Raw genomic sequence first — 11,594 nt, forward strand, 5'->3', positions numbered from 1 at the left:
ATTGAGGGCGGTTGAGATTGCCAGCACCCTCCCCAACCCGTTCACGCGGAGCTTGTTGAAGCCTGGGCGCTATCCCTCCACCCGTTCGGGCTGAGCCTGTCGAAGCCTGGCTGCACAGTGGCAACCCCTTTCCGTGCTGAAGGAAGAACCGGGATATCGCCCCGGCTTCGACGAGCTCAGCCCGAACGGGCGGGGATCGTGCCCCGGCTTCGACAGGCTCAGCCCGAACGGTGGGGGAGCCAACAACCACACGGCTCATCGCTACCCGACCCCCCGCAAGATCAGGCCGAGCGAAGCGACGGCCCGAGTGGATGTCCCCGCCCCCACCCCTCTGCATGCGCCGAGGAGCGCAGCGGGCGGGGTGGCGCGTGTGCCGAAGGACACACGCGCTTGGTGAACTGACTCGCTGCGGCTGTTTGAGCGAAGCGCCATAGGCGCGCAGCGAGTTCCGCAGCGCACCACTCCCGCGAGCACCGCAGGTTGCCCGAAGCGAAGCGCAGGGACGCAGACAGTGGGGTCGCTCTTTCTTTGGTCACTTTCTTTCGGCGACGCGAAAGAAAGTGACTCGCCCGCCGGGGCGATATCCCGGCTCCGGCGCTCAAGCAGGGCAGGCGGTCGCCACTGTCCAACCGGGCTTCGACAAGCTCAGCCCGAACGGTTTGGGGTAGTTCCAAGGCTTCGACAGGCTCAGCCCGAACGGGTGTGGGGCAGCGCCCCGGCTTCGACAGGCTCAGCCCGAACGGTTTGGGGTAGTTCCAAGGCTTCGACAGGCTCAGCCCGAACGGTGGAGGGGTAGCGCCCCGGCTTCGACAAGCTCAGCCCGAACGGTTTGGGGGGCGCCCCGGCTTCGACAGGCTCAGCCTGAACGGTGCGGGGTAGTTCTAAGGCTTCGACAAGATCAATCCGAAGGGGCGCCCCTTGTCGCACAGCCCGCCGCAGAACCTACAACCTTCCCAACGCCATCAGCACATGCTCCGCCGTTGCTGGAGCCATCAGCACCACCGGCTTCGATGCATCCACCCCCACCCGCCCCGCCGCCACTGCATTGCGCAGCGCCTCAAACACGCTGATCGCCAGCATGAACGGCGGCTCTCCCACCGCCTTGCTGCCGCCCACGTTGTCCTCCCGGTTGGCCTCGGGCCACAGGGCCACGCGAAAGTGCTCGGGGATGTCGCCCGTGGCCGGGATCTTGTACGTGCTGGGCGCGTGAGTGGCCAGGTAGCCCTTGTCGTTCCACACCAGTTGCTCGGTGGTGAGCCAGCCCATGGCCTGCACAAAGCCGCCCTCGATCTGCCCCACGTCAATGGCCGGGTTGATGCTGTGGCCCACGTCGTGCAGGATGTCCACGCGGGTCACGCGGCTTTCGCCGGTCAGCGTGTCGATCACCACCTCCGAGCAGGCCGCGCCGTAACTGAAGTAGTAAAAAGGCCGCCCCGTGAGCGTGGCCTTGTCGTAGTGGATCTTGGGCGTGCGGTAAAAGCCGTCGCTCCATAGCTGGATGCGGTTGGCATACGCGTCTTTCACCACATCGTCGAACTGCCGCGCCTTTTTGGGCGAAATCACCTGGCCGCCCTCAAAGCGGATGGCGCCTGCGCCGCAGGCATCGAGCCCCGCCACAAACGAAGCAATGTTGTCGCGCACATTGCGCGCGGCAAACTGCGCCGCGCGGCCGTTGAGGTCGGTGCCGCTGCTGGCTGCGGTGGCGCTGGCGTTGGGTACCTTGCTGGTGTCGCTGGCGGTGACCAGCACGCGCTCTAGCGGCACGCCCAGCTCGTCGGCCACGATCTGCGCCACCTTGGTGTGCAGGCCCTGGCCCATTTCGGTGCCGCCGTGGTTGACCTGCACGCTGCCGTCGGTGTAGACATGCACCAGCGCACCGGCCTGGTTGAACAGCGTGGCGGTGAAGCTGATGCCGAACTTGACGGGCGTGATGGCCAGCCCGCGCTTGAGCACCGCACTCTGCGCGTTCCAGGCGGCAATGTCGGCCTGCCGGGAGCGGTAGTCGGCATCGCGCTCCAGTTGCGGCATCAGCGCGTGCAGGATGTTGTCCTCCACCGTCATCTGGTAGTGCGTCACGTTGCGGCCTTCGGCGGCGTCTTTGCCGTAGAGGTTGACCATGCGCACGTCCTGCGCGTCGCGGCCCAGCGCGCGGGCAATGTCGCCCAGGATGGCCTCGATCACGATCACTCCCTGCGGGCCGCCAAAGCCGCGAAAGGCCGTGTGGCTTTGCATGTTGGTTTTGCAGCGGTACGAGGCGATCTCTACGTTCTCAAGAAAGTACGCGTTGTCGGCGTGGAACACGGCGCGGTCGGCCACGGGGCCCGACAGGTCAGCGCTGAAGCCGCAGTTGGCCGCCATCTGCAGCTTCAGGCCCGTGATGCGGCCGGTGGCGTCAAAGCCCACGTCGTACTCGTAGGCAAACGGGTGGCGCTTGCCGGTGACCATGAAGTCATCGTCGCGGTCCAGCCGCAACTTGACAGGGTGGCCGAACTTGTTTGCCGCCACGGCCGCCCACACCGCCAGGTGGCCCGCCTGGGTTTCTTTGCCGCCAAAGCCACCCCCCATGCGGCGGCATTCCACCTTGACCGCATGGTTGTCGATGCCCAGCGCATGGGCCACCCAGTGCTGCACTTCGCCGGGGTGCTGGGTGCTGGAGTAGATGCACCATTGCTGTTGCTCCAGCGGCAGCGCGTAGGCGATTTGGCCTTCCAGGTAGAAATGCTCCTGCCCGCCCACTTCAAAGGCGCCCTGCAGGCGGTGGGCCGATTGCGCCAGGCCCTGGGCGGCGTCGCCGCGTCGCACGAATACGGGGGGCAGCACGTAGCTCTGGGCCTTGAGCGCCTCGTGCACGCTCAGCACGGCAGGCAGCGCAGTGATGTCGAGCTTGACTGCGCGCGCAGCGCGGCGCGCCTGCATGACCGAATCGGCCACCACCAGGCCAATGACCTGGCCGATGTGCTGCACGGTGTCGATGGCAAACACGGGCTCGTCGTGGGCAAAGGCCGCCAGCAGCTTGTCGCCGGGCACATCGGCGGCCAGCACCACGCCGCGCACGCCGGGCAGCGCCAGGGCGGCGCTGGCATCCACGTCGTTGAGCGTGCCGTGCGCCATGGTGGACAGGATGGGTGCCGCATACAGCGTGCCCTTGAGCTCGGGCAGGTCGTCGATGTAGTGGGCCGCGCCGGCCACCTGGGCGCGGGCGCTTTCGTGGATGTGCGACTGGCCCATGGCGCGCTGGCTGGCCGGGGCTGCGGGCGGCTGGGGGGGCTGGGGGGGCTGGGGGGGCTGGGGGGGGGCGCTGTCCACCGCATCGTCATTCAGGGGCTTGGAATCACGCTGGTTCATACCGCCTCCTGCAGGCGAAAATTCTCGACGCTCACCACAGCTTGGCCCTGGCTCTCGAGCCAAAAGCGTTGCAGCAGACTCCCCAGCACGGTGCGCCGGTAGTCGCCGCTGGCGCGCATGTCAGAGATGGGGGTGAATTCGCCCTGCAACACCTGGGCAGCGCGTGCCACGGTTTCGGCCGTCCAGGGTTGGCCCGTGAGCGCGGCCTCGGTCTGCCGGGCGCGTGCCGGGATGGCGGCCACGCCGCCCGCGCCCAGGCTGGCGCGGCGCACGGTGCCAGCCTCGATGTCGAGGTGGATGACCAGGCAGACGGCGGAGATGTCGTCATCAAACCGCTTGGAAATCTTGTACGCCTGAAGGATATTGGCCCCCATGCTCCCTGCTGCGCATGGTTCGCTGCCACCAGCCGGGGAAGGGGCCCTGGCTTCGCAGGGCTGTGGGGCGCTCGCCGCCTTGGGGCGGCCCGGCGGCTCGGATGCAGTCACTTCCGGCCGGGGCACCACGATCCGCACCAGCAGCTCGTCGGGTGCCATCACGTTCTGGCGGTAGCCGGTGTACAGGTCTTCCAGCGGCAGCTGGCGTTCGCCGCGCACGCTGGCCAGCACCACCCGGGCGCGCAGGGCGATCAGCAGCGGCATGGAGTCGCCAATCGGCGAGCCATTGGCCACGTTGCCGCCCAGCGTGCCCGAATTGCGCACGGGCAGGCCCGCAAAGCGGCTGGCAAAACGGTGCAGCTGCGGCCACTGCGCCACCAGCACCGCAAACGCATCGGTCAGGGTGACGGCTGCGCCGATGGTGATGTGCTGCGCGTCCTGTTGCACCTGGCGCAGTTCGGTGGCTCGGGTCACATCCAGGATGCGGTCGTATTGCCGGTGCTGCTTGGTCACCCACAGGCCCACGTCGGTGCACCCGGCCACCACCTGCGCTTGGGGGTGTGCGGCTCGCGCGGCCAGCAGTGCGGGCAGGCTGGTGGGGGCCAGATAGGGTGGGTTCGAAGCAAAATCAGCCGGTAGCGCACGTTTTGATTGGCCTAGTAGCTCCAATTTTGATAGCAGCGTAGCTTCATTGACCACGCGCGGCGGAAGCGCTGCCATCTGCTGCGCGGCGTCCAAAATGGGGCGGTAGCCGGTGCAGCGGCACAGATTGCCCGAGAGCTCCTCCTGCGCCCGTTCGCGGGTGATGGGGGGCGATGACCCGGCGGGCGGGGCGGCACACCCGCCGTGCACCGTGGGCGCGATGTGCTGTTGGTACATGCCGAACAGGCTCATCACAAAGCCGGGGGTGCAAAAGCCGCACTGAGAGCCGTGGCATTGCACCATCGCTTCCTGCGCGGGGTGCAAACCTGCTGCGCAAGCGGGGGGCGCATCGCCGGTCGGCTGGATCAGCGGATCCGCCGTGAGGTCTTCCACCGTCCACAGCGCCATGCCGTCGATGGAATGCGCCAGCCGGATGCAGCTGTTGACCGCGCTGTAGCGCACCTTGCCGTCGCGCGCTTCGCCCAGCACCACGGTGCATGCGCCGCAGTCGCCTTCGCCGCAGCCCTCTTTGGTGCCGGTGCTGCCCAGGTCCTCGCGCAGCACCTGCAGCAGCGTGCGGTCGGGTGGTACATTGTTCAGCGCCACAGTCTGGCCTCGGCGTAGAAATTGCAAGCGTTGGGTCGTCATGGCAAGGGCCGCTTCGATGTTCGGGAGTTCGTCAGAGGGTAAAGCGCCGCTGCGCGCTCGGCATATCCGTAAGCTTATGGCACCCATGTCTCCACCGCTATGAGATTCCATGCGCTTTTTGACACGATAGTCCGCGATTCCAACAGGGTTTTGCACTCTGTCTCGATCAAGCGCAAGGGATCGACGGCTGCCTTTCGCCCGGGCGGGCGCCAGCCGGCGCTGTCGGCGGCACTGAAAACGCCGCGCGAAGGCTCAGGCACCTGCATCATGCCCACCCGTGCCGCGCACGGGCACGCGCGCTTGCCGCGAGACTCGTTTGCTACTAAAAATATAGCGATTGACCTATGCAGAACAAGCGCAAATGGGTGTTTTGATATCGATTTCTACGGCCCCACTCCAAGACCATCGACCGCATGAGTTCGCCACCCACTCCCCCTGACGCGGCCACCCGGCCGCCGCCTCGGCTGCAACTGTCAGGCATCACCAAGCGCTACCCGGCCGTGGTGGCCAACAGCGGCGTTTCGCTCACGGTGCAGCCGGGCGAAATCCATGCCGTGCTGGGCGAAAACGGCGCGGGCAAGTCCACGCTGATGAAAATCATCTACGGCTCGGTCAAGCCCGACGAGGGCAGCGTGCAGTTCAACGGCCAGACCGTGCAGGTGCGCAACCCGCAAGAGGCGCGCGCCCTGGGCATTGCCATGGTGTTCCAGCACTTCAGCCTGTTCGACACGCTCACCGTGGCCGAGAACGTGTGGCTGGGGCTGGACAAAAGCCTGTCGCTGGCCGAGGTCACCCAGCGCATCACCGCCAAGGCGGCCGAATACGGGCTGGACGTGAACCCGCTGCGCCCGGTGCACACCCTCTCGGTGGGCGAGATGCAGCGGGTGGAAATCATCCGCGCGCTGCTCACCGCGCCGAAGGTGCTGATCCTGGACGAGCCCACCTCGGTGCTCACGCCGCAGGCGGTCGAAAAACTCTTCGTGGTGCTGCGCAAGCTGGCAAGCGAAGGCTGCAGCATCCTCTACATCAGCCACAAATTGCACGAGATCCGCGCGCTGTGTACCGCCTGCACCGTGCTGCGCGGCGGCAAGGTCACGGGGGTGTGCAACCCGGCCGAGGAATCCAATGCCTCGCTCTCGCGCCTGATGATCGGCGCAGAGCCACCCGCACTGCAACACCGCACCGTGCAGATCGGTGCCACGGTACTGCGGGTGCAGGGGCTGTCGCTGCCGCGCGCCGACCAGTTTGGCGTGGATCTGATCGACTTCGACTTCGAGGTGAAGGCGGGCGAGGTGGTGGGCATTGCCGGGGTGTCGGGCAACGGCCAGAAAGAACTGCTCTATGCCCTGTCGGGCGAGGACGCGCGTGCCGACGCCGCCAGCATCCAGGTGGCGGGGCAGAGCGCAGGCCGCATGGGCCCACGCCAGCGCCGCGCGCTGGGCCTGCACTTTGTGCCCGAAGAGCGCCTGGGCCGGGGCGCCGTGCCCACCATGGGGCTGGCGCACAACCTGCTGCTCACGCGCTCCAATGCGGTCAGCCGCGGTGGGTGGATCAAGGTGGGCGCGTTGCAAAAGCAGGCGGCAGACATCATTGCCCGCTTCAACGTGAAGGCCGGTGGCCCCAACGCGGCGGCCAGGTCGCTGTCGGGCGGCAATCTGCAAAAGTTCATCGTGGGGCGCGAGATCGATGCCAACCCGAAACTGCTCATCGTCTCGCAGCCCACCTGGGGCGTGGACGTGGGCGCGGCCGCGCAGATCCGCGGCTCCATCCTGGCGCTGCGCGATGCGGGCTGCGCGGTGCTGGTGGTCAGCGAGGAGCTGGACGAATTGTTTGAAATCTGCGATCGGCTGCATGTGGTGGCCAAAGGGCACCTGTCGCCTTCGGTCGCCCGCGCCGACGCCACGGTGGAGCGCATGGGTGAATGGATGAGCGGTCTGTGGCATGCCGATGCGCAGGCCCATCTGGCGCAGGCGCAGGCGCAGGCGCAAGAGTCTGCCGGGGAGATGCAGCATGTTTAAGCTGGAACCCCGCCCGCAGGCGTCGCGCCTGTGGACCTACGGCTCGCCGCTGCTGGCACTGGCGGTGACGGTGCTGATCGGCGTGGCGCTGTTCATGGCGCTGGGCAAGGACCCGGTGCGAGGCCTGCAGGTGTTCTTTTGGGAGCCCATCAAGTCGCCATACGCGCTGGGCGAGTTGATGGTCAAGGCGACGCCGCTGCTGCTCATTGCGCTGGGCCTGGCGGTGTGCTTTCGCTCCAATGTGTGGAACATCGGCGCTGAGGGCCAGTTTGTCATCGGTGCCGTGGTTGCCGGGGGCGTGGCGCTGCTGGCCGACAAGACCACCGGGCCGTGGATCGTGCCCGCCATCCTGCTGGCCGGTGTGCTGGGCGGCATGGTGTGGGCGGGGCTCACCGCGCTGCTGCGCGACAAATTCAACGCCAACGAAATCCTGGTCAGCCTGATGCTGGTGTATGTCGCCACGCTGGTGCTGGGCTACCTGGTGTACGGCCCGTGGAAAGACCCCCTGGGCTACAACTTTCCGCAGACCAAGATGTTTGACAAGGTCACGCAGATTCCGCGCCTGATGCAGGGCTCGCGCGTGTCCATCGGGCTGCTGCTGGCGCTGGCGGGGGCTGTGGCGCTGTGGATCTTTTTGTTCCGCACGCGGGCCGGTTTTGCGCAGCAGGTGGGCGGGCTGGCTCCGGCGGCGGCGCGCTACGCCGGGTTTTCATCGCGCAAGGCGCTGTGGACGGCGCTGCTGATATCCGGCGGCGCTGCGGGCCTGGCGGGTGCGCTGGAAGTGGCGGGCCCCATCGGCCAGCTCACGCCCTATGTGCCGGCGGGCTATGGCTTTGCGGCCATCATCGTGGCGTTTGTGGGCCGGCTGCATCCGGTCGGCATGATCCTCTCGGCCATCCTCATGAGCATGTTCTACATCGGCGGCGAGCTGGCGCAGTCGCGCATGGGGCTGCCCAAGTCGCTCACGGGTGTGTTCCAGGGCCTGCTGCTGTTCACGCTGCTGGCGTGCGACACGCTGATCGCCTACCGCATCCGCTGGGTGGGCACCCGCGCACCAGCCAAGGGAGCCGCATAAATGGAATCGTACGCACTCCTTATCGGTGCCACGCTGAGTGCAGGCACCGTGCTGGCCATGGCGGCCCTGGGCCTGCTCATCAACGAGAAGGCCGGCATCGTCAACCTGGGGGCCGAGGGCATGATGCTGTGCGCCGCCATTGCCGGGTTTGCCACCGTGGTGCACACCGGCAACACCTGGCTGGGCTTTGCAGCGGGCATGGCCGCGGGGGCGCTGCTGGCGGCCATTTTTGGCGTGCTGGTGATCTGGCTCAATACCAACCAGTACGCTACCGGGCTGGCGCTCAGTCTGTTTGGCGTGGGGTTTTCGGCCTTTGTCGGCATCCGCTACGTGCAGGCCAAACTGCCCGAGCTGACGCGCTACGCCGTGCCCGTGCTGGGCGACATCCCCCTGCTGGGCCCTGCGCTGTTCCGCCAGCATCCGCTGGTGTACCTCACCATGGTGCTCGCGCTGGCATTGGTCTGGTTTCTGTACCGCTCGCGTGCCGGGCTGGTGCTGCGCTCGGTGGGCGAGTCGCCCGAATCAGCCCATGCCCTGGGCTATCCGGTGCGCCGCATCCGGCTGGCGGCGGTGGTGGTGGGGGGGGCGCTGTGCGGGCTGGCGGGCGCCTACATCTCCACCGTGTATACGCCGTTGTGGGTCGAGGGCATGGTGGCGGGCCGCGGCTGGATCGCACTGGCCCTGACCACCTTTGCCACCTGGCGGCCGGCACGCGTATTGCTTGGTGCCTACCTGTTTGGCGGCGTGACGATGCTGCAGTTCCATTTGCAGGCCACGGGCGTGCAGGTGGCCAGCCAGTTGCTGAGCATGCTGCCCTATGTGGCCACCATCGTGGTGCTGGCGCTGATCTCGCGCAATCCGACATGGATCCGTATCAACATGCCGGCATCGCTCGGACGGCCTTTCTATCCGGGCTCATAATCATCGCTTCGCCCTTTTCAACCCCACGTTCTCAAGAAGGAACCGACATGACTGATCTGCAGAAACGCTCGCTGCTCAAGGTGGCCGCGCTCTCCGCCGTGGCTGCCGCCGCGCTGGTGGGCTGTGGCAAAAAGGAAGAGCCCGCACCGGCACCTGCCCCCGCGCCCGCACCGGTGGCCGAGGTCCCTGCACCCAAGCCCGAGCCCCTGAAGATCGCGTTTGCCTATGTGGGCCCCGTGGGCGATGGCGGCTGGACGTTTGCGCATGACAACGGTCGCAAGGCGATCGAAAAGGAATTCGGCGACAAGGTGGTGACGAGCTTTGTGGAAAGCGTGCCCGAGTCGGCTGACGCCGAGCGTGTGCTGCGCGACCTGGCAGGCCAGGGCAACAAGCTGATTTTTGGCACCACCTTTGGCTATATGGAATCCATGCTCAAGGTGGCCGCAGACAACCCGGGCATCAAGTTCGAGCACGCCACCGGCTACAAAACCGCCGAAAACCTGCGCACCTACGACAGCCGCACCTACGAAGGCGCGTACATGGCCGGCGTGATTGCCGGCGCCATGACCAAGTCCAACACCCTGGGCGTGGTGGGCTCGGTGCCGATCCCTGAGGTGATCCGCAACATCAACAGCTTCACCATGGGCGCGCAGTCGGTCAACCCCAAGATCAAGACCAAGGTGGTCTGGGTGAACGAATGGTTCAGCCCACCCAAGGAAACCGAAGCCGCCACCAGTCTGATCAACGGCGGTGCCGACGTTCTGTTCCAGAACACTGATTCGCCTGCCGTGCTCAAGACGGCACAAGAAAAGGGCAAGCGCGCCTTCGGCTGGGATTCCGACATGACCGCCTACGGTCCCAAGGCCCACCTGGCCTCGGCCATCATCAATTGGGGCCCGTACTACGTGAAGGCCACCAAGGACGCGCTGGATGGCAAATGGGCGTCGGGCCAAAGCTGGTGGGGTGTGAAGGAAGGCGCGATCGATATCGTCTCGATTGCCGAAGACGTGCCCGCAGACATCAAGACCAAGGTCGAAGGCATCAAAAAGGGCCTGGGGGATGGCACGTTCCATATCTGGAAGGGCCCGATCGTGGGGCAGGACGGCAAGGAAGTGCTGGCCAAAGATGCCGTGGCCGACGACAAGTTCCTGGGTGGCGTGAACTTCTACGTCAAGGGCGTGGAAGGCAAGATCCCCGGCGGCGACAAGAAGTAATCCGCCCTGGGCGCACTCACAAAGGCCGCCTCCGGGCGGCTTTTTTTATGCACAGCGTCGCGCGCAGGCCCCGCCAGGGTTGCAAGCTTGCGCCAACGAGGCATCATCGCTGCACAGCCTGCCACCGCCTGTTTGACAAGGGCGGGGCGCCGTCATTCGAGGAGACTGCCATGTTCAAGATTCCCCCCATTGCTGCCGACCGCCTTCCCGGCCTGCTGCGTGCCATGCCCAAGGCAGAGCTGCACATCCACATCGAGGGTTCGCTGGAGCCCGAATTGATCTTTGCGCTGGCGCAGCGCAATGGCGTGCCGCTGGCGTATGCCAGTGTGGATGCACTGCGCCGGGCCTACGCCTTCACCAACCTGCAGAGCTTTCTCGACATTTACTACGCTGGTGCCAGTGTGCTGCTGCATGAGCAGGATTTTTACGACATGGCGCGTGCCTATCTGGTGCGTGCCGCGGCCGACAACGTGCTGCATGCCGAGATTTTCTTTGACCCGCAGACCCACACGGCCCGCGGCGTGTCGATGGAGACGGTCATCAACGGCCTGCACCGCGCCTGCGTGGACGCCGAGGCAGACCTGGGCATCAGCGCCACGCTCATCCTGTGCTTTCTGCGCCACCTGAGCGAGGAGTCGGCGTTTGAGACGCTGGAGCAGGCGATACCGCACCTGGGCCGCATCGTGGGCGTGGGGCTGGATTCCAGCGAATTGGGCCACCCGCCCGAGAAGTTCGCGCGCGTGTTTGCCCGCTGCGGCGAACTGGGCTTGCACCGGGTTGCGCACGCGGGTGAAGAAGGGCCACCGGCCTACATCTGGAGCGCGCTGGACGTGCTCAAGGTCGAGCGCATCGACCACGGCGTACAGGCCGTGCACGACGCTGCGCTGATGCAACGCATGGCCCAGGAGCGCATCGCGCTCACGGTGTGCCCTCTGTCCAACCACAAGCTGTGCGTCTTCCCCCATTTGGCCGACCACAACCTGGGCAGGCTGCTGGATGCCGGCCTGGCCGCCACTGTCAACTCGGATGACCCGGCGTACTTTGGCGGCTACATCAACGAGAACTTCACCCAAGTGTTTGCTGCCACCGGCCTCACGGCCCGGCATGCCTACCAGCTCGCGTTCAACAGCTTCGAGGCCAGCTTTGCCACCAACACGCAAAAGCGGACTTGGGAGCACAAGCTCAAGGAAACCTTCGAGCGCTGCGTGGAGCACGACTACTGAGGCAGCGCATCCTGGCGCAGGCCGCCGCGAAGCGCCCGGGTAAAATCCGGGCTCGAAAGGCTGCTGTCCCGGCAGCCTTTTGTTTTTTCTGTCATCGGGACCATGTAGAGGACCACCATGTACAAAAACCTCGC

7 protein-coding genes are annotated in these 11,594 nt (G+C 66.1%); 5 read left to right on the top strand and 2 right to left on the bottom strand.

Annotated features, from left to right (window positions below; translation table 11 throughout):
• Window positions 1-942: 942 nt before the first annotated feature.
• Both xdhB and ACK543_RS10225 read right to left on the bottom strand, forming a co-directional pair.
• Window positions 943-3,228: a xanthine dehydrogenase molybdopterin binding subunit gene (gene xdhB / locus ACK543_RS10220; protein WP_409942751.1), complete on the bottom strand. Its 2,286-nt coding sequence runs from the start codon at window positions 3,226-3,228 to the stop codon at window positions 943-945.
• A gap of 113 nt (window positions 3,229-3,341) precedes the next feature.
• Window positions 3,342-5,009 carry a xanthine dehydrogenase small subunit gene (locus ACK543_RS10225; RefSeq protein WP_409942745.1) on the bottom strand — a complete coding sequence of 556 codons (1,668 nt, stop codon included), beginning with the start codon at window positions 5,007-5,009 and terminating at the stop codon, window positions 3,342-3,344.
• Window positions 5,010-5,422: 413 nt separating this feature from the next.
• Between ACK543_RS10225 and ACK543_RS10230 the strand changes: the two genes are divergently transcribed.
• The 5 genes from ACK543_RS10230 to ACK543_RS10250 all read left to right on the top strand — a co-directional run bounded on the left by ACK543_RS10230 (window position 5,423) and on the right by ACK543_RS10250 (window position 11,460).
• Window positions 5,423-7,027 carry an ABC transporter ATP-binding protein gene (locus ACK543_RS10230; protein ID WP_409942746.1) on the top strand — a complete coding sequence of 535 codons (1,605 nt, stop codon included), beginning with the start codon at window positions 5,423-5,425 and terminating at the stop codon, window positions 7,025-7,027.
• On the top strand, window positions 7,020-8,102 hold the full coding sequence (locus ACK543_RS10235; RefSeq protein WP_409942747.1) for an ABC transporter permease: 1,083 nt from the start codon (window positions 7,020-7,022) through the stop codon (window positions 8,100-8,102). Before ACK543_RS10230 ends, ACK543_RS10235 begins: the two co-directional genes overlap by 8 nt.
• The gene (locus ACK543_RS10240) at window positions 8,103-9,023 is read left to right on the top strand and encodes an ABC transporter permease (RefSeq protein WP_409942748.1); all 921 of its coding nucleotides are present in this window, start codon (window positions 8,103-8,105) and stop codon (window positions 9,021-9,023) included. It abuts the gene before it with no gap.
• A gap of 47 nt (window positions 9,024-9,070) precedes the next feature.
• The gene (locus ACK543_RS10245; protein ID WP_409942749.1) at window positions 9,071-10,237 is read left to right on the top strand and encodes a BMP family ABC transporter substrate-binding protein; all 1,167 of its coding nucleotides are present in this window, start codon (window positions 9,071-9,073) and stop codon (window positions 10,235-10,237) included.
• Window positions 10,238-10,407: 170 nt separating this feature from the next.
• The gene (locus ACK543_RS10250; protein ID WP_409942750.1) at window positions 10,408-11,460 is read left to right on the top strand and encodes an adenosine deaminase; all 1,053 of its coding nucleotides are present in this window, start codon (window positions 10,408-10,410) and stop codon (window positions 11,458-11,460) included.
• Window positions 11,461-11,594: the final 134 nt, after the last annotated feature.

The sequence above is a fragment of the Acidovorax sp. genome (assembly GCF_046341535.1).
Lineage (GTDB): Bacteria > Pseudomonadota > Gammaproteobacteria > Burkholderiales > Burkholderiaceae_C > Acidovorax.